This is a genomic window from Pseudomonas sp. HN11, assembly GCF_021390155.1.
In the GTDB taxonomy this organism is placed as follows: domain Bacteria; phylum Pseudomonadota; class Gammaproteobacteria; order Pseudomonadales; family Pseudomonadaceae; genus Aquipseudomonas.
Genome location: NZ_CP089985.1, coordinates 1109580 through 1134285, shown reverse-complemented (window position 1 = coordinate 1134285; position 24706 = coordinate 1109580). Strand labels below are relative to the sequence as shown.

Sequence of the window (24706 nt, the reverse complement as noted above, 5' to 3'; positions counted from 1 at the left end):
CATGCCCCAGCAACCGACGCTTCTCGCGCGCACCTTGCGCCAACTCCTACTCGGCGCCAGCCTCAGTCTGACAATGCTGCCCCCGGTGATGGCGGCCGACGCCAAGCCTTATCACATCGCCCCAACGTCGCTGGAAGCTGCACTGAATCAGTTTGGCCGTGAAGCCGGGGTGTTGATCTCTTTCGGTTCCGAAGTCACGGCTGGCATGCAGAGCCGTGGGTTGTCCGGCAGCCATGGTGCGGCGGACGGCTTGCAAAAACTGCTGGAAGGCACCGGCCTGCAAGCCCGCGCCGAAGGCGACAATGCCTACAGCCTGCAACTGGCCACTGCACCGGCCAGCATCGAGCTGGGCACCTCAAGCGTGGTCGGTGACTGGCTCGGCGACGCGGCGCAGACCAATGTATTCGAACACCCCGGCGCCCGTGATGTGATCCGTCGCGAAGAATTCGAACGTCAGGGCGCCACCCAGGCCAAGGACGTGCTCAACCGCATTCCTGGCGTCAACGCTCCGGACAACAACGGCACTGGCAGCCACGACATGGCGCTGAACTTCGGCATTCGTGGCCTCAACCCGCGCCTGGCATCGCGCTCCACGGTGCTGATGGATGGCATCCCGGTGCCGTTCGCACCTTACGGCCAGCCACAGCTTTCATTTGCGCCGATCAGCATGGGCAACATGGACGCAGTCGATGTCGTTCGCGGCGGCGGCGCGGTGCGCTACGGCCCGCAGAACGTCGGCGGCGTGGTCAACTTCGTAACACGCGCGATCCCGGATGCACCCACAGTCAAAGGCGGCTTGCAGACCGAAACCAGCCCATCCTCCAGCCACGACGGCTTCAAGACCACCGGCAACCTGCTCGCCGGCGGCACCGCCGACAATGGCCTGGGTGGCGCGATTCTGTACTCCGGCACCCGTGGCGGCGATTGGCGCGAAAACAGCGACACGCGCATCGACGACCTGATCCTCAAAGGTAAATACCAACTGGATGACGCCAACAGCTTCAACGCCATGGCGCAGTACTACGAAGGCCAGGCCGATATGCCGGGTGGTTTGAACGTCGCGGACTACAAGGCAGATCCCTACCAGTCCACTCGCCCCTACGACAAATTCTGGGGCCGCCGGACGATGTTCAACGTCGGCTATCGCTATGAACAAGACCGCCGCGAATTCACCGTGAACAGCTTCTTTACCAAGACCTTGCGCAGCGGTTACCTGGACCAGGGCACGTTCCTCTCGTTGTCCCCGCGTGAATACTGGGTACGAGGCATCGAGACCCGCTTTGCCCAAGGCTTTGACCTGGGCCCGACCAGCCATGAAGTGGGCGTCGGTTACCGCTACATCAACGAAGCCGGCCATGAACTGCGTTACCGCACACCGATTGCCGCCAACCAGCAGATCCCCACCACCGACAGCCGCAACGACCGCGACACCCGCGGCGGCACCCAAGCCAATGCGTTCTTCATCGATGACCGGATTGATATCGGCAAGTGGACCATCACCCCGGGCATTCGCTACGAGATGATCGAGTCGCAGCAGACCAACAACCTGACCAACGTCACATATAAGGGCGACTACAACACCGCGCTGCCGGCGCTGAACGTGCTTTACCACCTCACCGACAGCTGGAACCTCTACGCCAACACCGAAGGTTCGTTCGGCAGCGTGCAGTACAGCCAAATGCCGAATCGCGTGACCAGCGGCGAAGTGAAACCGGAAAAAGCCCGCACCTGGGAATTGGGTACCCGCTACGACGACGGCACCTTGCGTGCGGAAATCGGCGCGTTTCTGATCAACTTCGACAACCAATACGAAAGCAACCAGACCAATGACTCGGTGATTGCCCGTGGCGAAACTCGCCACCAGGGTATCGAGACCAGCATCAATTACGCGCTCGACGGTTTGAGCCCGGCGCTGGCGGGGTTCGATGTGTACGCCAGCTACGCCTATGTCGACGCCACCATCCGCGAAGACGGCCCGAACAAAGGCAACCGCGTGCCCTTCTCGTCCAAGCATAAGGGCACCCTGGGCATGGGTTACACCGAAGGCCGTTGGAAACTCAATCTGGACAGCAGCTACCAGAGCAGCCAGTTCGCCGACAACGCCAACACCAAGAAAGAAACGGCCAACGGGGCCAACGGACGCATCCCCGGCTACATGCTGTTCAGCAGTCGCGCGGCCTATGACTTCGGCCCACAGCTGTCGGACTTGAACGTGGCAGTAGGTGTGAAAAACATCTTTAACACCCAGTACTTCACCCGCTCGTTCGACGATAACAACAAGGGCAAATACGTGGGCGAGCCGCGCACGCTGTATGTACAGACGTCCATCGCGTTCTGATCAACTGCCCGCCAGGCACGACGGGGTGCCGGCGACCAACGCGTCGATTGCACACCGCGTCTTGGCCGGCATGTGCGTGGCCGTCGGCCAGATGACGTGGATCGGTGCAGGTTGCTCACGATAGTCAGGCAGCACTGCCTGCAATTGCCCGCGCAGCACATAGTGGGCAATCAACCAACTCGGCAACCAGGCCAGGCCCACGCCCGCGATGGCGGCATCGGCCACGGCCTGCAGGTCATCCATCATCAGTGGTGAAGCCACTCGATTGCGATGCGGGGTGTTGTTGCGGTAGGCGATGCCGCGATGGCCGGCAAGGTCTTCGATGCATGCAATCGGCCCGACGCGCTGCAAGTACGCCGGTGACGCCGCCAGCCCTACCGACTGCTCGCCCAGGCGCCGTGCGCTGAGGCGGTCGGTATCGGGTAACGGGCCGATCCGCACGGCGATATCGAAGCCCTCCTGGGCCAGGTCCACCAACCGGTCGGCAAAGCTGATTTCGATCTCCAACTCCGGATAACGCGCCATCAAGCCCCACAACGCGGGCGCCGCATAATGGTGCCCGAAAGCCAGCGGCAGGCTTGCCCGCAAACGTCCGCGAGGCAGTTGTCGGCCGCTTTCCAGTACCGATTCGGCGGCCTCCAACTCAGCCAGTGCGCGAAGGCAATGTTCGTAGTAAGCCTGGCCGTCCTCGGTCAACCGCTGGCGCCGGGTAGAACGCTGCAACAGGCAGGTGCCCAAGCGCGCCTCGAGTCGCGCCAGGCCCTTGCCTACGGCGGAGCGCGTCAGGTTAAGCCGTTCGGCGGCTTCGGTAAGGTTGCCGCTTTCGACGATCTGCAGAAAGAGTTCGATACCGTCAAAACGTGGTGTGGTCATGGCGCAAATTGTCGCCCCTGGTTCCCTTATGAGTGGAAAACTTATCACGAATAAAGAACCGCATTCCCCTGAAAATAGTCCGATACCCTATCGACTGGAGAGTCCCATGCCACCCGCCGTCACGTTATCGGTCGCCAATACCCGGCGCACTGCCAGAAACGGCCTTGCGCTGACCGCTGTGTGCCTTGTCGCCCTGATGTTCGGCCTGGAAATTTCCAGCGTGCCGGTCATCCTGCCGACACTTGAACAGCAATTGGGCACAGGATTCCAGGACGCCCAATGGATCATGAATGCCTACACCCTGGCTTGCACCAGCGTACTGATGGCTGCCGGCACATTGGCCGATCGCTTCGGCCGCCGCCGCATGCTGGTGCTATGCCTGTGGGTGTTCGGGTTGGCCTCCCTGGCCTGTGGGCTGGCGGACAATGCCATCACACTGATCGCGGCGCGCTTCGTCCAAGGCATCGGCGCCGGGGCGATGATGATCTGCCAGTTCGCGATTCTGTCGCACCTGTTTCGCGACCCGGCGGCGCGGGCGCGGGCGTTCGCGATATGGGGTGTGATCGCCGGCGTGGGCCTGGGCTTTGGGCCAATCGTGGGGGCGTTGATCCTGGCGGTCGCAGACTGGCGCTGGGTGTTCCTGGTACATGTACCGCTGACCCTGTTCACGCTGGTGCTGCTGCGGATCAGTGTGCAGGAATCGCGGGATCCCGCTGCCCATCGCCTCGATATCGCGGGCATGCTAACCCTGACGCTGTCAGTGTTTGCACTGGTCTATTTCATCACCCAGGGTACTGAAAAAGGCTTTGGCACACCGGCCATGCTCGGCTGCGCGGGCTTGGCGGTAGCCGGGCTGCTGCTGTTCATTGTTGTCGAGCGGCGTAGTGCCCACCCCATGTTCGATTTCTCGGTGTTCCGCATCCAGCGCTTCAACGGCGCACTGATGGGTTCGATCGGCATGAACTTCAGTTTTTGGCCGTTCATGATCTACTTGCCCCTGTATTTCCAAGCCGGGCTGGGGTACGACACCGTGACCACTGGTGGCGCCTTGCTCGCCTACACCTTGCCCACTTTGCTGGTTCCTCCCTTGGCCGAGCGCCTGGCCCTGCGTTACGGTGCCGAGCGCGTCATCCCGTGTGGACTGGGCTTGATGGGCGCAGGCTTCCTGAGCATGGCCGCAGCCAATGCGGTGGCGCAACCGAGCATCGTGCTGGTGCTGATCAGTTGCATCATTGCAGGGGTGGGATTGGCGCTGACCAACTCCCCCACCACCAATACCACCACCGGCGCAGTCTCGGCCGACCGGGCGGGCATGGCGTCGGGCATCGACCTCAGCGCACGGTTGATTACCCTCGCACTCAACATCGCGTTGATGGGGTTTGTGCTGCTGCTGGGGATCAGCCATCAGTTGGCGGCTGTACTGCCCGACAACTCCGTGCTGGAGTGGCCGACCATCAGCCAGAACATCGCGGCGGGCAAGCTGGGGTCATCGGTGGGGCTGGCATTCACCGATGCGCAGGCGGCCCTGCGACATGGCATCGGTTGGGCGATGCTTTTCGCGGGCCTGGGTGCAGGTGGGTTGGCGTGGTTGAGCAGGTATTTCTTCCGACGCAGCCAGTAAACGAAAACGGGCCTGCGATTGCAGGCCCGTTTTTAGTGGAGCGTGAGAAAACTTTCAGCCGTTGAACACGGCGCGTTCTTTTTCCAGAAACTCCTGCTCAAGCTCATCTTCGTTGACTTTGGTGGTCGGCTGGTTTTTCCCGGCAGCGCGCGGCTTGCCTTGCAGTTTGCCGAACAGATGTTCCAACGCATGGTCCAGCTTGGTGGCCGCACCGTCGATCGCCTGTTCCAGTGTATCGGCCTTGTGCAGCACGGACAGCGGTTGATGACCTTTTGGCCGCGCTTCCAGGCGGCAACTCAAATCATGGGGACCGGGCTTGTCGCCGTTCTCATCCCGCAGGTAGACCTCCACTCGGGTCAGGTCTTCTTCGTAACGTTCGAGCGTGCTCTCAATGGTAGTACGTACCCACTCCTCCAGTCGGATGCTGCTTTCAATATGGTTATCGCTATTGACTTGGATTTGCATAGTTCTTCCCTTATTTCAGCTAGCTCGCGAGAGGTCACAACTGCGGCACCGGGGCGGTGAAACCATGACCTCTTGCTTACACAATTGAGCAGTCAGAAGAACATTTCAACCCCTTTGCAAAGATAAATCCCACATTACAAATTAAGCCTGACGACGAGCAAAAACGCTGTTAGGGTGGGGAGTTGGTTACATATTCTTACCTCCAACAGATCTCACAATTGCCCCTCTCCCAACGGGTGCAGTCCGCGGAAAATCCCCGCTTCTTCAACCAACCAATCATGCACCGCGCGTACGCCCGGATGGCTCAGTGCGCCTGGCGCATACAACAACACGTAACGCTTGTGGTTAGGCACGGCCATGCCGAAAGGTACGATCAAGGTGCCTCGCTCCAGCTCATCGTTGAGCAACGTGCGCCGCGCAATGGCCACCCCCATACCGGCGATGGCGGCTTCGATGGTCAGGTGGTTGCGGTTGAAGGTGTGGCCACGGCGCACATCGGCACCGTGATAGCCGATAGCATTCAGGTAAAACTCCCACTCGGCATACTCATAACTCCCACGCCAGGCGGTGATGTCGTGCAGCAGTGGGAAATGCACCAGGTCGGCAGGACCATGCAGCGGAGGCCGGCCGCGCAGCAGGCTCGGGGCACAGACGGGGAAAATCTGTTCGTCCAGCAGGGCTGTGGATAACAGGCCAGGATAGCTGCCGTCGTTCAAGTCGATGGCCAGGTCGAAGTCGCCCTCATGCAGGGCGATGTTGCTGTCTTCGGCAACCATGCGCAGTTGGATATCCGGAAAGCGCTGCTGCAAACGCGGTAACCGAGGGGTCAGCCACTTGCCGAGAAACGAGGGGATCGAGCGCAGGCGCAAAGTCCCGCTGATCATCCCTGCATCCAGGCGCTGCAACTCCGCGTCGATGCTGCCGTAGGCCTCACCCACCGTTGTCGCCAATCGCTGGCCCTCGGCACTCAGCTCCACCCCACGCGCGCGCCGATGAAACAAGCGGAAACCCAATCGTTCCTCCAACTGGCGGATCTGCTGGCTCACTGCGCCCGGCGTGATGTGCAGTTCCTCGGCGCAGCGGGTGAACGACAAATGCCGCGCAGCACAGGAAAAAACGTGCAGCCAGACATACGTCTGGCCATGAAGGGGCCGGGCCATAGTGTTTAGTCCTGCTAAAGGGTGTCTTAGGATAATTCGTTGGTCAGTGCCGATCCAGAGGCTCAGTATCGCGCCAATTCCGCTCGCTCTACAAAACATGGCAGCGACTTCTACTCCATTGCTTGTAAGGCTTTAGCATGGCTATCAGTGTTTTCGATCTATTCAAGGTGGGTATTGGCCCCTCCAGCTCCCATACCGTCGGCCCCATGCGGGCAGCAGCGACCTTTGCCCGAGCCCTGACCGACCAACAATTACTCAGCCAGACCCGCCGCGTGGAGGTGCGCCTGTATGGCTCGCTGTCCGCCACCGGCGTCGGCCACGCCACCGACCGTGCCTGCGTGATGGGGCTGATGGGCGAATGGCCGGACCAGGTCGACCCCACCTCGATCAACGCCCGCATCCAGCAATTGCGCGAATCCGGCCGACTGCTGCTCGCAGGCCAGCAAGACATTGCCTTCAACTGGCAACAGGATCTCCTACTGCTGGACGAAAGCCTGCCCTACCACCCCAACGCCATGTCCCTGCACGCCTACGGCGAAAACGGTTTGTTGAACGAGCAGACCTACTACTCGGTGGGCGGCGGTTTCATCATCGAAGCGGCGGAAGCGGCCTCGGGTATTGCGCCGACCAGCGATGTTGAGTTGCCCTACGACTTTTCCAGCGCCGTGGAACTGCTGGCCTTGTGCAACAAGCATGGCCTGCGGGTTTCCGAGCTGATGATGGCCAACGAACGCGCCTGGCGCAGCGACGCCGACATCCGCAGTGGCCTGTTGCATATCTGGTCGGTGATGCGCGAATGCGTGGAACAAGGTCTGCGCGATGAAGGCACCTTGCCGGGCGGCCTGGACGTGCCCCGTCGCGCGGCGAAATTGCACCGCAGCCTGTTGGAAATCGGCAAACCGAATGTCATCACCTCGACCTTGTCGGCCATGGAATGGGTCAACCTGTTCGCGCTGGCCGTCAACGAAGAAAACGCGGCCGGTGGGCGCATGGTCACCGCACCGACCAACGGTGCGGCGGGGATCATCCCGGCGGTGCTGCATTACTACATGAAATTCAACGCGGACGCGTCTGACGATGACGTGGTCAATTTCTTTTTGGCCGCTGCCGCCGTCGGCATCCTCTGCAAGAAAAACGCCTCCATCTCCGGTGCCGAAGTCGGCTGCCAGGGCGAAGTCGGTTCGGCGTGCGCCATGGCCGCCGCGGGCTTGGCCGACATCCTTGGCGCCACCCCCGAGCAACTGGAAAACGCCGCCGAAATCGGCCTGGAACACAACCTCGGCCTGACCTGCGACCCGGTCGGCGGCCTGGTTCAGGTGCCATGCATCGAGCGCAATGCCATCGCCGCCGTCAAGGCGATCAACGCCACGCAGATGGCCCTGCGCGGTGATGGCAAGCACTTCATCTCGCTCGACCGGGTGATCCGCACCATGCGTGATACCGGCGCCGATATGCATGACAAATACAAAGAAACTTCAAGGGGCGGCCTGGCGGTCAGCTGGGTGGAGTGCTGACCGGAGCACTGCTACCCGTCCCCTACGTGAGCCCGCGCAAAAATAATAACGAGGCAATACCGATGATCGATGTACGTACACCTGCTGCTGAAAATCCTGCTGCTACAGCAACAACCGTGACCACCGGCTGGACCAGACACGACACCACCTGGATGCTGGGCCTCTACGGCACCGCCATCGGTGCCGGCACGTTGTTTCTGCCGATCAACGCCGGCGTCGGCGGCTTCTGGCCGTTGATCGTACTGGCTCTGCTGGCCTTCCCGATGACCTTCTTCGCCCACCGTGGGCTGACGCGCTTTGTGCTGTCAGGCAGATCTGGCGACATCACCGAAGTGGTCGAAGAGCACTTTGGCGTCGGTGCGGGCAAGCTGATCACCCTGCTGTATTTCTTCGCCATCTTCCCGATCCTGCTGGTGTACAGCGTGGCGCTGACCAACACCCTGGGCAGTTTCATGGAACACCAACTGCACATGACCCCACCGCCTCGGGCGATTCTGTCGCTGGTGCTGATTCTTGGCCTGATGGCCATCGTGCGCTGCGGCCAGGGCGTGATCGTCAAGGCCATGAGCGTGCTGGTGTATCCCTTCGTCGCGGCCCTGCTGTTGCTGGCCGTCAGCCTGATCCCCAACTGGAACGGCGCGTTCTTCGCCTCCGCCGGTGATGGCATGCCCATGCCGCTGTTCTTCAAAACCCTATGGCTGGCGATTCCGGTGATGGTGTTTTCCTTCAACCACTCGCCGATCATCTCCGCCTTCGCCGTCGACCAGAAACGCGTGTACGGCGCGCAGGCCGAGCGCAAAAGCAGCGGCATCCTGGCCACCGCCCACGGCATGATGGTGCTGACCGTGATGTTCTTCTGCTTCAGCTGCGTACTGGCACTGTCGCCAGCCGACCTGGCAGCGGCCAAGGCGCAGAACATCTCGATCCTGTCGTACCTGGCCAACCACTTCCAGACCCCGGTGATCGCCTACGCGGCGCCGTTGATCGCGCTGGTGGCCATCACCAAGTCCTTCCTCGGCCACTACATTGGCGCCAGCGAAGGGTTCCAGGGTTTGATCGTCAAATCCCTGCGTGGGCGTAACCGCTCGATGTCGGTTAAATGGCTGGAACGTTGCACCGCGCTATTCATGGTGCTGACCTGCTGGGCAGTGGCCACCTTCAACCCGAGCATTTTGCGCATGATCGAAACCATGGGCGGGCCGATCATCGCGTGCCTGCTGTTCCTGATGCCGATGTATGGGATTCGCCGCGTGCCATCTCTGCGCCAGTATTCGGGCCAGGTGTCGAATGTGTTTGTGGTGGTGGTTGGACTGATTGCGCTGTCTGCGATCGTTTTCTCCGTACTGCCCTGAAATAGATCACCCAGCAAAAAGGCGAACCCCGGTTCGCCTTTTTTTTGCCTGCAATAACGGCTCGGCGCCTTATGCGGCACGGCCTTTGCTGTACAGCCAGGGAGGGAAACGGACCTTGTGAAAACCTCAGCGACGGAGTGGCCGATGGTCAGGAGACGCGAACTAATCCCGACACCGGTCGTCAATGACTGCATGTTCTTATCAGGCGGTACGCACCATGGACAATCCTTTTCAGATCATCACCGACACGTTCACCCCTGAATACCGCGTCAACTTGAGCATACAACGGCTGGACGGCAGCATCATGCTGACCCTCTCCAACGAACAAGGCGTAGTGGCCAAGCGCATGATCAGCGCCGAACAGCGCAATGATCCAGAGCGCCTCAAACGCCTGGTGCAAAGTATCCAGTTCGGTATTGCCATCGAGCAGGGCCACAGCGCCATGGAGATCCTGGCGGTGATGACGGATGGCGATCACAAGGTCCTGCAGCGACCGCCCACCCGCGCCCTGCCGTTCAGCGTCGGGCTTTAAAGTTCGCCCTTCTCGGTTTCCAGGCTCGCCTCGCCCTTGCGACGCGGGCCTTCGACCTTCACCGAGGGGAACGCCGAGGAGGCATAACGCACCACCAGAATCGCGAACGCCAACAGCAGAATCCCACCACACAGGTAGATGATTCCCACGTCCGGCGGGTTGTGGTGCGACACGTTGGAGATCAATAGGCGCGTCAGAGCGGTGATCGCCACGTAGATCAGGAACCGCACCGGCATGTGGTTGGTCTTGAAGTAAATCCCGACCATTGCGCCTAATTCCAAGTAAATGAACAGCAGCAAGATGTCATCGATCTTGATGTGTCCGTTCTCCAACATCCCCAGAAACTCCATCACCGCCGCCCAGGCCGTCACCGCGCCAATGGCAAACAGCGCCAGGTAGTGGAACGACTCGACGAACAGATTCCCCAGGGACTCGGCCAGCCCGTGCACTTGCTGGCGTAGCCTTTCGGCCCAATTGATCTTCACGATGATGCTTCCTTAGGTCGACTCGACCGGATAATGCGGGTTGGACGTGACGGTTGTTCTGCATGCAGAAAAAAGGCCAGGGGCAGGTATAAGATGATGGCGGGGTGACATGAGGCACTCAAAACCTGTATTTACGGGCTACATTGAAAAACTGCTACCCAAAACCGACGGTTTGGCTTACCCTTTTTACTGTATATAAATACAGCATCTCAGTAACACCCGAACACAAGGGCTACTCCCCTTCACTACTGCACCCTGATGACGAGGCCAAAAAATGGCTGTTGAAACCCTGTATCGCAGTACCCGCGACTTGGAGACTACATTCGTGGATCGCAAACTTGCCGACGCACACGACCAGATGCTTGAACTGGCAGAGTCTCTGATGGATGTCCTGTTGAAAAACGTGGAAGGCTTGACTGAAAAGCAGGCAGAAGACGCCGGTATTTTCATGGCCAAGAACCGCGCCGCCTTTGCAGCAGCGTTCAAGAACAACGCCAGCGCCCTGGCCGAGATCGGGCAGCCAGAGGCAGAGTAAGGAGGCCGGCCCGCCTCCGTTGATTCAGGGTGAACCAACAGGTTCAGGCAGACCGGCAACTCATCGTTTTACCGAAGGCTATTTGCGCCTTACGCCTGCCACAGGGTTTTGCCGAAGAAGGTCAACGTGCGGTCCCACGCCAATTGCGACCTTGCGGCGTCGTATTGCGTGTCGGGTATGCGGCCGTTGCCGATCGCTGTTTCGTTGGCAAAGGCATGGCGCGCCAGGTAACGGTAGAAGGTCGCGTCCACACCTGCCGCGTGCAGCGTTGACTCCAGCTCCGCGACGGTTTCGATATTGAAAAAAGCATCCTGTGTGCCCCAATGGCCAATCAGCGGTGCTTTGATTTTTGCCGCATCCAGATATTCAAGCGGTGGAAAGCCATACCAGACCACACCTGCGGCCAGCTCCGGAATCGCGTTAAGCGCCAACAGTGTCAATGCCCCGCCCATGCAGTAGCCGGTCACGCCCACTTTTTTCGAGTCGGTCTGCAGATAGCGCACTGCGCCCTTGATGTCTTGGGACACTGCATCGCCAAAATCCAGGCTGTCCATCAGGTGATGGGCTTCTTCCTCTTCCACGGTCGAGGCGCCGCGATAAAGGTCCGGCACCAGCACCCGGTAACCGCAGGCGGCAAGGCGAATGGCCACGCCCTTGATCTGCTCGTTAAGCCCCCACCACTCTTGAATCAATACGATGGCCGGCGCCCCTTCCAGCACAGCCGGGCTGGCCAGGTAACCATTGACCTCGGCGCCGTCTGGACGCTTGAACGTTACGTAATGCGCTGTTGCTTGATTGGACATGAATATTCTCCGCGGCAAGTAGGAAAACGATAGCTGAGCAAGCACCTCAAAGCGCCAGTCCACAGAACCCTATCAGGATTTTTGCAGTTACAAACCTTCCTCTCCCATCGTTATGTACCACTGTGTATTAGCGCACCCGCGCGACATATTCGGGATACAAAACACCGGTCTACTGGGCCTGCCTGAACCTTCCCTGAGCAATACGCCGTGACCGAAGGTTCAATCACATAGGACCCGGAGAATAAAAATGCACAACTCAACACCGGTTGATCGCCTGAGCGTCAACACCTATACCAACGGCCTCATCGGCCCCAGCCAGAAGATGCTCGGCCCGCTCGCCGATGGCGGCACGCTCATCACCGGTACGCCGCCGGGGTGTTGGGGCCCAATGATCACGCCCGCATTTGAGGGTGGCCATGAGGTGACTCAACCCGTATTCATCGCCGGCGCAGAGGTCGGTGACGCCGTGGCCCTGAAGATCAAACGCATGCGCGTGACGTCACTGGCCACTTCGTCAGGTGTCATGCGTTTTGTTGAGGGGCGTTATCATGGCGATCCCTTTGTCGCCAAGTTCTGTTCCAACTGTGGGCAGGAGCATCCCGCCAGCCATGTCGACGGCATCGGCGCAGACGCTATTCGCTGCAATGCCTGCGGTGCAGAAGTCAGCGCGTTTCGTTTCAGCCATGGCTACGTCATTGTGTTCGACGCAGAGCATCAGGTGAGCCTGACCGTCAACCAATCGGTAGCCGACCGTCTCGCCGGCCAGGCGCCGGAGATGGCGGCGTTGCCAGAGTTGTCCGCCCAGCATTCCATTCTCTCCCTGGCCCGCGCTGACATCCCTGGCCTTGCGGCTCATATGCGGCCGTTCCTGGGCAATATCGGCACCACCCCTTCAAGGGATCTGCCGGATTCCCACAACTGCGCCGACTTCGGCCAGTACCTGGTCGGCGCGCCCCACCGCTACGGCATGACCCATGAGCAACTGCACGCCGCGAAAACCGACGGGCACATGGACACTAACTCTGTCCGCGAAGGTTGCATCCTGATTTGCCCAGTGAGAGTCCCCGGCGCCGGGGTTTACATGGGCGATATGCACGCTCAGCAAGGCAATGGTGAAATTGCCGGGCATGCCACCGATGTGTCGGGTGAAACCGAACTCACTGCCCACGTGATCAAGGGGCTGACCCTTGACGGCCCGATCCTGCTGCAAAACCTTGATGACCTGCCGCCCATGGCTCGCCCGATGACGGCCGAACAACGGCTGCGAGTCAAAGCACTGGGCGAGCGCTGGGGGCAGTTCGAGATTGAAGACAACGGCCCTATTACCTTTATCGGCAGTGGCGCCGACCTCAACCTTGCGACGGAAAATGGCCTGGAGCGCGCGGCGGCGGTCACGGGACTGTCTATGGATGAGGTGCGCAACCGCGCAACCCTCAACGGTTCGATTGACATCAGCCGGTTGCCGGGAACCGTTCGCGTCACGATCCTGTGCCCGATGCACATTCTAGATCGTATGGGCGTCGGCTCACTGGTGCGTGAGAAATATCAGCTCTGACCGGTCTATCAGCGGTACAGCAAGCGCTCGGCCAGCTCATCCGCCACCCGTGCGGGTGAGCGTTTTTCCGCCTGGGCGTGAGCGAAGATTTCGGTGAGGCGCGTGCCGATGTTGGACAGGTGCGCGGTGATGGTCGGCAGTTGCGCTCCACTGTGCTTGAGTGCAACGTAGATCAAACCACCGGAGTTGATCACGTAGTCGGGCGCGTAGAGGATGCCGCGCCCCTCCAGTTGGTCGGCGACCTGCAAGTTGGTCAATTGCGCACTGGCGGAGCCGGCCACAGCGGCGCAGCGCAGTTGGCCGACGCTCTGGCGGTTGAGCACGGCGCCGAGGCCGCAAGGCGCGAGGATGTCGCACGGCGTGCTCAGCAAGGCATCGTTGGCGATGGGGTGCGCGCCCAGTTGTTCCATGGCCAGTTGTACCTTGCCGTGGTCGATATCGCTGACCAGCAGCTCAGCACCGGCGGCGTGCAGTTGTTCGGCCAGGGCGAAGCCGACGTTGCCCAGGCCTTGGATCGCCACGCGCAGACCTTCGAGGTTATCACTGCCCAGGCGCGCCATCGCGGTGGTGCGGATGCCGGCAAACACGCCCATCGCCGCATGGGGCGAAGGGTCGCCCGCGGCGGTGGTACTGGTGACGTAGCGGGTGTGCTGGGCGATGCAATCCATGTCGGCCACCGAGGTACCGCTGTCGGTGGCGGTAATGTAGCGCCCGTCGAGTTGTTCGATGCAACGGCCGAAGGCTTCAAACAAAGCCGCGCGGTTTTCCACGTGTCCGGGACGCAGGATCACTGCGGTGCCACCGCCCACCGGCAAACCGGCCAGGGCGGCCTTGTAGCTCATGCCTTGGGCCAGGCGCGCGGCATCCGCCACGGCACTTTCGTCGTCGGGGTAGGAAAGGTAGCGACAGCCACCGAGGGCAGGCCCCAGGCGGCTGTTATGGATGGCGATGACCGCCTTCAGCCCGGTGGCCGGGTCGACGCTCAAGTGCAGCGATTCAAGGCGGGTGCTGTGCATGAGAGCAAACATCGTCAAGCTCCCGAATCACATCTGGTAGTGGGCCAAGTATAGGCTTGCGGCAGAAAACTGCCGGACTACGCTGGAATAAGACACCCGTTTTTGCAGGACTTGCGACATAAGCGCGCAGGATATTTTCTAAGCCACTGGACGAAAATTCCCAGCAAGGCTAAAACGGGGGCATCCGCCGGAGAATGCAATGAATCCCCGCAAAGCCTTTTTCGCCTGCCTGGAACGCTCTCCACCCGCGCTGTTTGAAGCGGCGCTGTGGATTGCTGCCGAGCATGACCCAGCCGTTCAGCCGTTGTTGATCCTGCAGGAGTTGAGCGTGCTGCAACAACAGGTGAGCCTGGGCATGCCGATGCTGCCGGCGGACGAATTGGGTCAGCCGCTATTGCGGCGCCTGAATGACCTGGGGTTTGCCCAGGATGAATTTACCCCTTTGCGCCCCGCCGCCGCCCTGCTGGACAAGGTCTTGCAGCGCAAACGTGGACAACCCCTGGCCATGGGCCTGATTGCACTTGAGCTGGCGCGCCGCCTGGAGATCCCCATGGTCGGCGTGAACTTCCCCGGCCATTTCCTGTTGCGGGTTCCCGGCGCCGATCACCTGCTCGACCCCTGCGGTGGCCGGCGCTTGTACCCCAACGATTGCCGCGACCTGCTACAACGCCAATACGGCCCCAACCTTAAGTTGCAGGCCGATCACTTGCACACCGCCGACCCGCGTTCAATCCTGCAACGGTTGTCCCGCAACCTTCGGCAACTGCATCTTTCCAACGACGTCCCGCTCCAGGCCTTGATCGATGCCGAACGCGTGCTGGAACTGGGCAACGCCAGCGCCGCCGACTACCTGGCGCGGGCCAGCTTGTATCAACGCCTGGACTGCCCCAACGCCGAACGCTTCGACCTGGAACACGCGCTGATGCTCAGCGAAGACCCGATCCAGCGCCTGCGCCTGACCGAACGCCTGGGGCACCTGCCGCCCAATTCAGTGGTGCATTAAGCCTGCGGCGCCTTGAGGACATTCCTAGGCTGCGAGCTCTTCGGTCCTTCAGCGCCAGGCGAACGCACCTGAATGATCAACAGCGCCGCAGTCACCGCCGGTATCGCGCAGAAGAAGAAAATCTGCTCCACCGGGATATGCATCGCCAGCAACAGGCTGCCAAACAACGGCCCGAGGATTGAACCAAAACGCCCCACGCCCAATGCCCACCCCGTACCGGTGGCGCGCACATGTGCCGGGTAGAAGTTACTGGCAAAGGCGTTGAGGGTCAGTTGACCACCAATGATGCAAAACCCGGCGGCAAACACGCAGACCACCAGGTAGCGTGGGTTGTCATGGTTCAGGCCGAGCAGAAGGGTGCACACCGCAGCCGCCGCCAGCACGCCGGACAACAGTCGCACTTTGCTTTTCAGGCGGTCGGCGAACCAGGCCATGCCGATGGCACCCAAGGTGCCGGCGAACAGGAACATCGAAGTCACCAGGTTGGCCTCTTTCAACGCCAAGCCACTGTCCAGCAACAGCGACGGCAACCAGCTGATCATGAAATACAGCAGGATCAGGCTCACAAAAAAGGTCGCCCAAATCAGCAGCGTCGGCCGCGCGTAGCCGTTACGGAACAGCTCCACCACCGTCAGTTTGCTGCCCTGCTCCTGTTGGCTTTCGGCCTCGCTCGCCAGCGGCGGTTGCCAGCCCGGCAGCATGCGTGACGTCACTTTCTGCAACCGCACATAGGGCGGTGTATCACGCAGCAAACGCGGCAAGGATTCCGGCAACAGCCGCACCAGAAACGGGAACAACAGCAGCGGCGTCACGCCTCCCGCCAAAAAAACCGCCTGCCACCCGAAGCCTTCGATAAACCCTGCCGCCACAAACCCACCCGCTGCCCCACCGAACGAAAAGCCACAGGCCGCCAAGGTCACCATCAACGTGCGCAGGCGTGGGGGGGAGTATTCCGACATCAATGCCATCGCACTCGGCATCGCGCCGCCCATACCGATGCCGCAGATAAAACGCGCGGCCATCAGCGTGGTCAGCGAGTTGGCGAACACCATCAGTACGGTAAGCGTGGCGTAGATCAGCACACAGCCAAGCAGGATGCGCCGCACGCCGAATCGATCCGCCAACGGCGTGACCAACAACGACCCGAGCGTCAGCCCTAGCAAGTTGGCGCTGAACACCGGGCCAAATGCGGCCTTCTCCAAGCCCCAATCCTGGGCCAGCGCCGGCACCACGTAACCCAACACCTGCGCGTCATAGCCGTCGGTCACCAGCAGCAGTGCCAGCAACAGGAGAATCAACCACTGATAACGCGACACCGGACGGGCGTCGAGTGCCGCGCGAAAGCTGGCAATCTGATTGTGCATCGCAAGTACCTATTTTTATTGTTATGGAACAGCAAGCATCAAGCGGCGGGTGTATCCGGCTGGTTGGCCGGGTGTGCCTGCACAAATGCCGGGTGCTGCGCCGCCAACGCCGCCACCCGCCCAATACGAGGGTAAGCGGCCAACGGCACCTTGAAACGCTCGGCCGCATACAGTTGCGGGACCAGGAACGTATCGGCCAATCCCGGCTGCTCGCCGAAGCAAAAGCCATGGTCGCCGATCAGCTGTTCTACCGCGCTCAAGCCTTGGCTGATCCAATGCCCGATCCACTCCAGCACCTTTGCCTCGTCATGCCCCCATTGGCGCAGCAGATTCTGGGTACTGGAGTTATGCAACGGATGGATATCGCAGCCGATGATCGAGGCCACCGCACGCTCATGGGCGCGGGTGGCCAGGTCCTTGGAAAGCAACGGCGCCTGTGGATAACGTTCATTCAGGTATTCGATAATCGCCAGCGACTGAATCAACAGCTCGCCCTCGTCGGTACGCACGGCCGGGACGCGACCCTGCGGGTTGATCGCCAGGTATTCGGGCTGACGGTTGGCGCCACCCGCCGGCACCAGCAGGTTGACCGGCACGGCGGTGAAATTCAGGCCCTTGAGCGCCAATGCGATGCGTACCCGATACGACGCGGTGGAACGGTAGTAGGTGTAGAGTTCCATCGCCCTGCCCTCCTAGCGCGCCGCGATCACGGTGCCACGGCATTCGCCGAAGCCGATGGAGGCAAAGCCTTCACGGTTGCAGCGCGCACGCAGAATGATTTCATCACCGTCTTCAAGGAACTTGCGTACTTCTCCGGACGGTAATTCGACAGCCTTTTTGCCGCCTTCGGTCATTTCCAGCAGGCTCCCGAACTGACCGGCTTGCGGGCCGGACAAAGTGCCCGAACCAAACAGATCGCCCGCCTGCAACTGGCAACCGTTGACGCTGTGGTGCGCCACCAATTGCGCGACAGTCCAGTACATGTGCAGGCTGTTGCTCAGGGCCAGGCGATGGGCCGGCAGGTTCTGCTCGCGCATAGTGGCGGTGGTGAGCAGCACTTCCAGCTCGATATCCAGGGCACCTGCGGCCTGGTCATGTTCATCCAGCAGGTACGACAGCGGCTGCGGATCGCCTTCGGGGCGTGCCGGTTGCGCTTTGCGGAATGGTTCCAGAGCCTCAGCCGTCACCACCCAGGGTGAAATGGTGGTGATGAAGCTTTTCGACAGGAACGGCCCCAACGGCTGGTATTCCCAAGCCTGGATATCCCGCGCAGACCAGTCATTGAGCAGACAGAAACCGGCGATGTGATCGGCCGCATCACCAATGGCAATCGAGTCACCCATCTCATTGCCCTGGCCGATCCAGATGCCCAACTCCAGTTCGTAGTCCAGGCGTGCGCAAGGTCCGAAGGTCGGTTCGGTCTGCCCGGCCGGCAGGGTCTGGCCTTTGGGGCGGCGCACGTCAGCGCCCGAGGTACGAATGGTCGAAGCACGGCCGTGGTAACCAATCGGCACGTACTTATAGTTGGGCAGCAGAGGGTTATCAGGGCGGAAGAGTTTGCCAACGTTTTGCGCGTGCTCGATGCCGACATAGAAGTCGGTGTAGTCATTGATCCGCGCCGGAACGTGCATCTGGCAATCGGCAGCGCGGTGCAACACTTGCGCTTCACGGGTGTGCAGCTTGCTGCCTTCGGCCAGCAACTCTAATAGACGCTCGCGCAACGCCACGCGCGGGCCGCGGCCCAGTTCAAAAAACGCGTTCAGTTGGCCACCGGCGGTCGCTTCGACGGCGCGACGGGCTTCACCGTCGAATTCATCGATGGCGGCGTGCAGATCCAGGATCGAGTCGCCAATCGCCACGCCAGCGCGTGGTGCCGAGCCGTTGACGCTGAACACGCCAAGCGGCAGGTTCTGCAGGGGAAAATCGGTGTGACCATTGGCGGAGGCCACCCAACTGCGGGTAAGTGTGGACTGAGTCATGGGTTATCTCCGGTTCGGGTTGAAGGTGGCGGGCAGCGAGGCCCAGCACGCGTCGTAAGTGTCTTGCAGTTGCGGGCAATCCAAAGCGAACTGTGTAGGACGCAGCACTTGGCTGGTCTCGAACATGAAGGCCATGGTGTTGTCGATCTTGTGCGGCGCCAGGTCCACGTTGATAGCCTTGGTGCAGGTCTCGCCGTCCGGGCCGTGGGCACTCATGCAGCTGTGCAGCGATGCGCCACCGGGCAGGAAGCCTTCGGCCTTGGCGTCGTAGGCGCCCTGGATCAGGCCCATGTATTCGTTCATCAGGTTGCGGTGGAACCACGGCGGGCGGAAGGTGTTCTCCGCCACCATCCAGCGCGGCGGGAAGATCACGAAGTCGAGATTGGCCAGGCCGTGGGTACTGGTGGGCGAGGTCAATACGGTGAAGATCGACGGGTCCGGGTGATCGAAACTCACGGTGCCGAGGGTATTGAACCGGCGCAGGTCGTATTTGTACGGCACGTTGTTGCCGTGCCAGGCGACTACGTTCAGTGGCGAATAGCCCAGCTCACACGCCCAGAGTTCGCCGAGGAATTTCTGCACCAGCGTTGTAGGTTTCTTCACATCTTCGTAGTGCGCAACCGGCGTCAGGAAATCACGCGGATTGGCCAGGCCGTTGCTGCCGATGGGGCCCAGGTCCGGCAGGCGCAACGGCGCGCCATGGTTCTCGGCGACGTAACCGCGCGCTTGCGCATCCAGCAGTTCGACGCGGAATTTCAGGCCACGTGGCAACACGACGATGTCCAGCGGCTCCACTTCCAGCACGCCCAATTCGGTGGCGATGCGCAGGCGACCTTGCTCGGGGACGATCAACAACTCGCCATCCGCGTTGAAGAACACCCGCTCCATGGAACGGTTGGCGCGGTAGTTGTAAATGCTGATACCAGCGGGGTTTTCCGTCGCAGAGTTAGCGACCATGCCGACCAGCCCATCGATGAAGTCCGTCGGTTCGCTTGGTATATCCAACGGGCTCCACCGCAAGCGATTGGGGGTCACCGCCCCCAACGGCCCACCTGCCAACTGCCGCTCTAGCTTGATAAATGCGGGGTGATTAGCCGACGGCTGAATGCGGTACAGCCAGGTGCGCCGGGCTTCACTGCGCACCATGGTAAACGCGGTGCCGGAGAACAGTTCGGTGTACAGCCCGTAGGGCGCTTTTTGCGGGGAGTTCTGGCCGACCGGCAGTGCGCCGGGCAGGGCTTCGCTGGCAAATTCATTGCCGAAGCCCGACAGGTATTCGAGGTTCATGGATCGTCCTCTGTAGGTCAGTTATTTTTATCGTAATCAAGTTACGCATAACGTAATTTGATCACTATCGACCGTCAAGCTATAAAGACGCCCATTCATCTCTTGGATTCTCGCTCCTCCATGGAAAAGCCCCGCGACACCGGTAAACAGAAAGTCCGCTCGGCCGAAGTGGGCACCGATATCCTCAAGGCCCTGGCCGAACTGTCCCCGGCCACTTCACTGTCGCGCCTGGCCGAACACGTGCAGATGCCGGCCAGCAAGGTGCACCGCTACCTGCAGGCGCTGATCGCCTCGGGTTTCGCCGAACAGAATACCGCCACCAACCACTATGGGCTGGGCCGCGAAGCGTTGCGCGTGGGCCTGGCGGCGCTGGGCAGCATGGATGTATTGAAAGTCGGCGCGATGCCCTTGGCGGAACTGCGCGATGAGCTGAATGAAACCTGCTTCCTGGCGGTATGGGGCAACCAGGGCGCGACCGTGGTGCAGATCGAACCCGCCGTGCGCGCCGTCACGGTGGTGACGCAACTGGGTTCGGTGCTGCCGTTGCTCAGCTCGTCCACCGGGCTGGTGTTCAGCGCCTACCTGCCGTCGCGGGAAACCGTGGAACTGCGTCAACGCGAGATCCAGGCGGGCATCGCCCATGCCCTGGCAGATGACCAGGCCTACGCCACCACCTGCGAGCAGATCCGCAGCCGTGGCCTGCATTTTGTGCATGGTTTGCTGATGCCCGGCGTCGATGCATTATCCGCGCCGGTCTTCAACGCCATCGGCCAAGTGGCGGCAGTGATGACGGTGGTCGGCCCCACCTCGTTGTTCCATGCCGATGAGGATGGCCCGGCGGCACAGCACTTGCTGTCGGCGACCCGGGCCGTGAGTTGGCGCATGGGCTATCAGCCCTGAACTAGTCGTGCCACTGCACCAGGGCCAGTGCCACGCGGTTTTCCAGGGCGCGGATCGGTGCGGCGGGGCTCAGGTAGTTGTTGCTGATCATTGAAAACACCAAGCGCCGGTCCTTGGCGTCAGTAATGTAGCCGCTCAACGACGACACGCCCGCCATGGAGCCGGTCTTGGCGTGCAGGTTGTTTTCCGCCGCCGTCCCGCGCAGGCGATAACGCAGGCTACCGCCGCTCATGCGATCGGCGTTACCAGCGATCGGCAAAGCGTTGTACCAGGCCTCGAACCAAGGTTGTCTGGCCGTCGCGAGCAGCAGATCGGTGAGGTTCTGCGACGACACCAGATTGCGCCGTGACAAGCCCGAACCATCCACCTGGCTCAGCGTCATCGGGTCCAAACCCTGGCGGCGCATGAAGTCCGCCACGGCCGCGACACCGGCCTGCGCCGTCCCCGCATTGGACGCCTTGCGACCCATGGCCTTGAGCAAGGCTTCGGACATATTGTTATTCGACAGTTTGAGCAGCGGCGTGATCAGGTCCTGCAGCGGCGCCGATTGATGCTCGGCCAGCACCTTGGCCGTTGCAGGGCTTGCGCCGCCGATCACGCGTCGCCCAAGAACCTGGATGCCCTGCTGCGCCAACGCCTGCTCGAACAGATTGGCCACCAGTTGCGTCGGCTCCCACACACTCACCCACTGTCGACTTTGCTTGCCCGGCGCCAGCGCGCCGATCAGTTGCAACAGGTTGGTGCCGTGCTGGCGGGTAATGCCGTAGCTATTGCCGGGGCCGCTGACAGCGCGATTACTCAGTTGCACATAGTCGGTGGAGGGGCTCACCACCACACTCACCGGCTGACCCATCGTTATCGGCGCTTTCGCCGTCACCAGCAACGTGCCCGCGTCAAAATCCGTATTGGGTGACACGGTCAACGCTGAAATCTGCGCGCCGTAATAGGTACTTTCATCATCGTGGGCCCAGTCCACGCCCAGGCGCTCGGCGTCAAAAAAGGTATCGTCAAATACCAAGTCGCCCTGGATCAGGCGCACGCCCTGGCCCGCAAGCTGTGCCGCCAATGTCTGGTAATCAGCGAATTGCGTGGTCGGATCGCCCAGGCCTTTGAGGTACAGATTGCCGGCGAGGCGCTCACCTTGCTGCGTGCCGTTGCTCAGCAGTTGCGTGGAGAAGCGGTATTGCGGCCCCAGTACATCCATCGCCGCTGCGGTGGTGAGCAACTTGAGATTGGAGGCGGGAATCAGGCGGGTTCGCGGGTTGTGTTGATAGAGCGTGTTACCACTACGGGCATCACGCACCATCAGGGAAACAGTGGCGCCGTTGAGGGCCGGATCAGCCAGGAGTTGCTCCAGGCTTGCCGGGGTGGAAGTCGGTGAGACACTCGCGCAACCACCCAGCAAAAAGCTCAAGCACAGCAGATGTAGCCATCGTCCAAAATGCATCAGTATCTTTTCCGCCAAGACATCAATGGCGGCAACGCTACCACAAACCCTTTAGAACTCCAGGGTACTGGACACCGACACCTGGCGCGCATCGCCCATGGACACAAACAAGCGGCTGGCCGCCGAGGTGTAGTAGACGCGGTCGAACAGGTTCTTCACGTTGAGCTGGAACTTGACCTTTTGCCCGTCGATCTTGGTGTCGTAGGTGGCGAACGCATCCGCCACGGTGTAACCCGGCAAGGTGAAATCGTTGGCCGCATCGCCTGCGCGTTCACCGACATAACGTGCACCAGTGCCCACTCGCAACTGGTCACCACCAAAAATATTGCCGAAATCATAGGCCACCGCCAGCGAGCCGGTGTGCTTGGCGACGTTTTGCAGACGGTTGCCTTCGAGGGTCGGGTCCTTGTCCTTGATGTCCAGCGCATCGGTGTAGGCATAGCTGCCGATCAGGCTGACCTTGTCGGTCAGCTGTCCGGTGGCGTCGAGTTCCAGGCCACGGGAGCGCACCTGGCCGGCAATGCTGTAGACGGTATTCGCGCCGGAGCCGACGGAGACCAGCACGTTGCGCTTGTCGATAGTGAACAGCGCCGCGCTGGCGGTGATGCGTCCCGGAATGTCGAGCTTGGCCCCCAGTTCCCAGGACTTGGCTTCTTCGGGCGTGAGGTCGCCGGTCAAGGTGCTGCCATCGGCCAAGGCGGCGATGGTGGAGTTGGGCTTGAACGATTCGGTGTAGCTGCCGTAGAACGACAATTCATCGGTGTAACGATACACCAGGCCCGCACGCGGCACCCAGGCCTGGCCGTTGCCATTGGTATTGGCCTTGAACGGTACGCCTTTGCCGGCGTATTGGTCATACATCTGGTAGCGCGCGCCGGCGACAAAAATCCACTGTTCGTTCAGGTGGATGGCGTCCTGGAAGAACAACGAATCGCTGCGCAGCAAGTCGGTCTGGGCACTGTCGGCAGGGCTGACGGTAGTGCCCGCCACTTCGTTGCCGTACACCGGATTGTTGTAGTTGAAGGTGCCACGCGAGTTCTGGCGGATCAGGTCGGCGCGGTAGATCTTGCGGTATTCGTCATCCAGGCCGAACACCAGATCATGCTGCAAGCCGAACACATTGACCTTGCCTTCCAGGCTCGCCGTGGCGAAGCGATCCGTGGTGATCGCGCCTTTGGTGCCATCCATCTTGCGGGTCAGGGTGCCGTTGGTGTTCACCGCGCTGACGCGCACCTGGCTGGCGTCGTAGGTCTCGCGGTTCCAGCTGTAGCCGAAATGGGCTTTCCAGTCATCGTTCAGGTCATGATCGGCTTCGAAGCGGTACAGGTCGGAACGGCCCTCCATGTTGTTGAAGGGTTCGTCCAGACGCCGCGTTGCGGGGATATCCAGCGGATGATTGGTTTGGGGGTCGATGGCCGTACCACGATCGAAAGGCGTGAGAAATTCGCGGTGTTCGTAGGCAAACAGCAATTGGGTACTGTCGCCATACCAGGCCAGGGACGGTGCGATCAGGCTCTCACGGTGAGTACCGAAGTTACGCCAGTAGTCTTCGTCTTCATGGTCGACGATCAGCCGGTAGGCCAAGCCGCTGTCGCCAATCGGGCCGGTGGTGTCGAGGCTGCCGCCGCTGCCGTTCTTGCCGTCGCCGAAGGTGGAGCCGCGTACGGTCAGGGCGGTGGACTGCACCCACTCAGGCTTTTTGCTGACGATGTTCACCACGCCGCCCGGATCCTGAATGCCGTACAGCAGAGACGACGGGCCCTTGAGCACTTCGACGCGCTCGGCCGTGGCATTCAAAGCGCGCCCCTGCACGATAGGCATGCCGTCGCGCATGATCGAACCGTTACGGTTGTCGCCGAAACCGCGCAGCATCACGGCGTCCTGGGTGCTGGCCAGTGTATTGGCCTGGGTGATGCCGCTGATGTTGGCCAGGGCGTCATCCAGATTACGGGGGGTCTGATCGCGCAGTACTTGGGCGGGAACAACATTGACGGTTTGCGGGGTTTCCAGCAGCAACGCGTGGGAGCGCGTCACCGAACTGACGGGCGGCGGCTGGTAGCTGGTACTGTCTTGGACTTGCTGGCCAATGCCACTGATGGTGGTGGTGCCGAGGTTGACCGCGCCTTCGGTCGGCGTCGGTTCCAGGACCAAGGTGCGTGCGTCAATCTGACGGAAGGTGAAGCCGGTGTTGCTCAGCAAGCGTTGCAGTGCCTGAGTCGCACTCATTTGCCCGCTGACGACTGGGGCCTTGAGACCGTAAGGCGCTTCGTCGGTGTAGATCACACTGATCCCGGTGACCCGGCTGAAGTCGCTCAAGGCCTGGGGCAGCGGTTTGGCCGCCAGGGCGAAGTTGAACTGGGCGCTCTGCTGCTCTTGCGCCTTGACCACGCTCAAGGGCAGAAACGCCAGCCCAGACACCATCCATACCGAGGCTCCCAGCCACTGTTTAATCCAACCGCCCGCCGTCGACTTCATGC

At 61.1% G+C, this 24706-nt stretch carries 21 protein-coding genes; 9 read left to right on the top strand and 12 right to left on the bottom strand.

All coding sequences use genetic code 11. From position 1 onward, the window contains the following. Window position 1 precedes the first annotated feature (1 nt). Window positions 2-2338: a TonB-dependent Fe(3+) dicitrate receptor FecA gene (fecA, locus tag LVW35_RS05145; protein WP_233894056.1), complete on the top strand. Its 2337-nt coding sequence runs from the start codon at window positions 2-4 to the stop codon at window positions 2336-2338. Here the strand turns inward: fecA and LVW35_RS05140 are convergent, their stop codons facing one another. Next, on the bottom strand, window positions 2339-3211 hold the full coding sequence (locus LVW35_RS05140) for a LysR family transcriptional regulator (RefSeq protein ID WP_233894054.1): 873 nt from the start codon (window positions 3209-3211) through the stop codon (window positions 2339-2341). It abuts the gene before it with no gap. Between the two features lie 106 nt (window positions 3212-3317). Here LVW35_RS05140 and LVW35_RS05135 point away from each other — a divergent pair, with 106 nt between their 5' ends. Beyond that, entirely contained in the window at window positions 3318-4832 is a 1515-nt protein-coding gene (locus LVW35_RS05135; protein WP_233894052.1) for an MFS transporter, read from the top strand. A 54-nt stretch (window positions 4833-4886) separates the two neighbouring features. Here the strand turns inward: LVW35_RS05135 and LVW35_RS05130 are convergent, their stop codons facing one another. Together LVW35_RS05130 and LVW35_RS05125 are read right to left on the bottom strand one after the other, a co-directional pair. Next, a complete protein-coding gene (locus LVW35_RS05130; protein ID WP_016978251.1) occupies window positions 4887-5297 on the bottom strand; it encodes an HPF/RaiA family ribosome-associated protein in 411 nt (136 codons plus the stop codon). A gap of 212 nt (window positions 5298-5509) precedes the next feature. Beyond that, window positions 5510-6457, bottom strand: a complete 948-nt coding sequence (locus tag LVW35_RS05125) for a LysR substrate-binding domain-containing protein (RefSeq protein WP_233894050.1) — start codon at window positions 6455-6457, stop codon at window positions 5510-5512. 137 nt (window positions 6458-6594) lie between these two features. Between LVW35_RS05125 and LVW35_RS05120 the strand changes: the two genes are divergently transcribed. From LVW35_RS05120 to LVW35_RS05110, 3 genes are all read left to right on the top strand, one after another. Beyond that, window positions 6595-7971, top strand: a complete 1377-nt coding sequence (locus tag LVW35_RS05120; protein WP_233894049.1) for an L-serine ammonia-lyase — start codon at window positions 6595-6597, stop codon at window positions 7969-7971. A gap of 62 nt (window positions 7972-8033) precedes the next feature. Then, window positions 8034-9323: a serine/threonine transporter gene (locus LVW35_RS05115; protein ID WP_233894047.1), complete on the top strand. Its 1290-nt coding sequence runs from the start codon at window positions 8034-8036 to the stop codon at window positions 9321-9323. A gap of 217 nt (window positions 9324-9540) precedes the next feature. Continuing rightward, a complete protein-coding gene (locus LVW35_RS05110) occupies window positions 9541-9855 on the top strand; it encodes a DUF3509 domain-containing protein (protein WP_028618965.1) in 315 nt (104 codons plus the stop codon). On the opposite strand, the gene LVW35_RS05105 is transcribed toward LVW35_RS05110, so the two are convergent. After that, the gene (locus tag LVW35_RS05105; protein ID WP_016978246.1) at window positions 9852-10340 is read right to left on the bottom strand and encodes a phosphate-starvation-inducible protein PsiE; all 489 of its coding nucleotides are present in this window, start codon (window positions 10338-10340) and stop codon (window positions 9852-9854) included. The two genes, LVW35_RS05110 and LVW35_RS05105, sit on opposite strands and share 4 nt — an antisense overlap. 274 nt (window positions 10341-10614) lie before the next feature. On the opposite strand from LVW35_RS05105, the gene LVW35_RS05100 reads away from it, so the two are divergent. After that, window positions 10615-10875 carry a YebG family protein gene (locus tag LVW35_RS05100; RefSeq protein WP_016978245.1) on the top strand — a complete coding sequence of 87 codons (261 nt, stop codon included), beginning with the start codon at window positions 10615-10617 and terminating at the stop codon, window positions 10873-10875. A gap of 89 nt (window positions 10876-10964) precedes the next feature. On the opposite strand, the gene LVW35_RS05095 is transcribed toward LVW35_RS05100, so the two are convergent. Beyond that, entirely contained in the window at window positions 10965-11678 is a 714-nt protein-coding gene (locus LVW35_RS05095; protein WP_233894045.1) for a dienelactone hydrolase family protein, read from the bottom strand. Window positions 11679-11925: 247 nt separating this feature from the next. Here LVW35_RS05095 and LVW35_RS05090 point away from each other — a divergent pair, with 247 nt between their 5' ends. Beyond that, on the top strand, window positions 11926-13233 hold the full coding sequence (locus LVW35_RS05090) for an acetamidase/formamidase family protein (protein WP_233894043.1): 1308 nt from the start codon (window positions 11926-11928) through the stop codon (window positions 13231-13233). Between the two features lie 8 nt (window positions 13234-13241). On the opposite strand, the gene LVW35_RS05085 is transcribed toward LVW35_RS05090, so the two are convergent. Further along, on the bottom strand, window positions 13242-14261 hold the full coding sequence (locus tag LVW35_RS05085) for a Leu/Phe/Val dehydrogenase (RefSeq protein ID WP_233894041.1): 1020 nt from the start codon (window positions 14259-14261) through the stop codon (window positions 13242-13244). Between the two features lie 187 nt (window positions 14262-14448). On the opposite strand from LVW35_RS05085, the gene LVW35_RS05080 reads away from it, so the two are divergent. After that, entirely contained in the window at window positions 14449-15252 is an 804-nt protein-coding gene (locus LVW35_RS05080) for a SirB1 family protein (RefSeq protein WP_233894039.1), read from the top strand. Here the strand turns inward: LVW35_RS05080 and LVW35_RS05075 are convergent. From LVW35_RS05075 to hmgA, 4 genes are read right to left on the bottom strand one after another with little or no spacing between them, the layout of a single operon-like run. Further along, window positions 15249-16616, bottom strand: coding sequence for an MFS transporter (locus tag LVW35_RS05075; RefSeq protein WP_233894038.1), 1368 nt, complete (start codon window positions 16614-16616; stop codon window positions 15249-15251). The two genes, LVW35_RS05080 and LVW35_RS05075, sit on opposite strands and share 4 nt — an antisense overlap. A gap of 38 nt (window positions 16617-16654) precedes the next feature. Continuing rightward, the gene (maiA, locus tag LVW35_RS05070) at window positions 16655-17296 is read right to left on the bottom strand and encodes a maleylacetoacetate isomerase (RefSeq protein ID WP_233894036.1); all 642 of its coding nucleotides are present in this window, start codon (window positions 17294-17296) and stop codon (window positions 16655-16657) included. Between the two features lie 12 nt (window positions 17297-17308). Further along, a complete protein-coding gene (gene fahA / locus LVW35_RS05065) occupies window positions 17309-18595 on the bottom strand; it encodes a fumarylacetoacetase (RefSeq protein WP_233894034.1) in 1287 nt (428 codons plus the stop codon). Window positions 18596-18598: 3 nt separating this feature from the next. Continuing rightward, the gene (gene hmgA / locus LVW35_RS05060; protein WP_233894033.1) at window positions 18599-19882 is read right to left on the bottom strand and encodes a homogentisate 1,2-dioxygenase; all 1284 of its coding nucleotides are present in this window, start codon (window positions 19880-19882) and stop codon (window positions 18599-18601) included. A 120-nt stretch (window positions 19883-20002) separates the two neighbouring features. On the opposite strand from hmgA, the gene LVW35_RS05055 reads away from it, so the two are divergent. Next, complete coding sequence (locus LVW35_RS05055) at window positions 20003-20782, top strand: IclR family transcriptional regulator (RefSeq protein ID WP_233894032.1); 780 nt, start codon at window positions 20003-20005, stop codon at window positions 20780-20782. Window position 20783: 1 nt separating this feature from the next. On the opposite strand, the gene dacB is transcribed toward LVW35_RS05055, so the two are convergent. Continuing rightward, window positions 20784-22229, bottom strand: coding sequence for a D-alanyl-D-alanine carboxypeptidase/D-alanyl-D-alanine endopeptidase (gene dacB, locus LVW35_RS05050; protein ID WP_233894031.1), 1446 nt, complete (start codon window positions 22227-22229; stop codon window positions 20784-20786). 51 nt (window positions 22230-22280) lie between these two features. Beyond that, complete coding sequence (locus LVW35_RS05045) at window positions 22281-24704, bottom strand: TonB-dependent siderophore receptor (RefSeq protein WP_233894030.1); 2424 nt, start codon at window positions 24702-24704, stop codon at window positions 22281-22283. Between the last annotated feature and the right edge of the window lie 2 nt (window positions 24705-24706).

Bases quoted from the DNA above. Each gene is read 5' to 3' on its own strand.
- fecA (WP_233894056.1), top strand. From the start codon at position 2: ATGCCCCAGCAACCGACGCTTCTCGCGCGCACCTTGCGCCAACTCCTA.
- LVW35_RS05140 (WP_233894054.1), bottom strand. From the start codon at position 3,211: ATGACCACACCACGTTTTGACGGTATCGAACTCTTTCTGCAGATCGTC.
- LVW35_RS05135 (WP_233894052.1), top strand. From the start codon at position 3,318: ATGCCACCCGCCGTCACGTTATCGGTCGCCAATACCCGGCGCACTGCC.
- LVW35_RS05130 (WP_016978251.1), bottom strand. From the start codon at position 5,297: ATGCAAATCCAAGTCAATAGCGATAACCATATTGAAAGCAGCATCCGA.
- LVW35_RS05125 (WP_233894050.1), bottom strand. From the start codon at position 6,457: ATGGCCCGGCCCCTTCATGGCCAGACGTATGTCTGGCTGCACGTTTTT.
- LVW35_RS05120 (WP_233894049.1), top strand. From the start codon at position 6,595: ATGGCTATCAGTGTTTTCGATCTATTCAAGGTGGGTATTGGCCCCTCC.
- LVW35_RS05115 (WP_233894047.1), top strand. From the start codon at position 8,034: ATGATCGATGTACGTACACCTGCTGCTGAAAATCCTGCTGCTACAGCA.
- LVW35_RS05110 (WP_028618965.1), top strand. From the start codon at position 9,541: ATGGACAATCCTTTTCAGATCATCACCGACACGTTCACCCCTGAATAC.
- LVW35_RS05100 (WP_016978245.1), top strand. From the start codon at position 10,615: ATGGCTGTTGAAACCCTGTATCGCAGTACCCGCGACTTGGAGACTACA.
- LVW35_RS05095 (WP_233894045.1), bottom strand. From the start codon at position 11,678: ATGTCCAATCAAGCAACAGCGCATTACGTAACGTTCAAGCGTCCAGAC.
- LVW35_RS05090 (WP_233894043.1), top strand. From the start codon at position 11,926: ATGCACAACTCAACACCGGTTGATCGCCTGAGCGTCAACACCTATACC.
- LVW35_RS05085 (WP_233894041.1), bottom strand. From the start codon at position 14,261: ATGTTTGCTCTCATGCACAGCACCCGCCTTGAATCGCTGCACTTGAGC.
- LVW35_RS05080 (WP_233894039.1), top strand. From the start codon at position 14,449: ATGAATCCCCGCAAAGCCTTTTTCGCCTGCCTGGAACGCTCTCCACCC.
- LVW35_RS05075 (WP_233894038.1), bottom strand. From the start codon at position 16,616: ATGCACAATCAGATTGCCAGCTTTCGCGCGGCACTCGACGCCCGTCCG.
- maiA (WP_233894036.1), bottom strand. From the start codon at position 17,296: ATGGAACTCTACACCTACTACCGTTCCACCGCGTCGTATCGGGTACGC.
- fahA (WP_233894034.1), bottom strand. From the start codon at position 18,595: ATGACTCAGTCCACACTTACCCGCAGTTGGGTGGCCTCCGCCAATGGT.
- hmgA (WP_233894033.1), bottom strand. From the start codon at position 19,882: ATGAACCTCGAATACCTGTCGGGCTTCGGCAATGAATTTGCCAGCGAA.
- LVW35_RS05055 (WP_233894032.1), top strand. From the start codon at position 20,003: ATGGAAAAGCCCCGCGACACCGGTAAACAGAAAGTCCGCTCGGCCGAA.
- dacB (WP_233894031.1), bottom strand. From the start codon at position 22,229: ATGCATTTTGGACGATGGCTACATCTGCTGTGCTTGAGCTTTTTGCTG.
- LVW35_RS05045 (WP_233894030.1), bottom strand. From the start codon at position 24,704: ATGAAGTCGACGGCGGGCGGTTGGATTAAACAGTGGCTGGGAGCCTCG.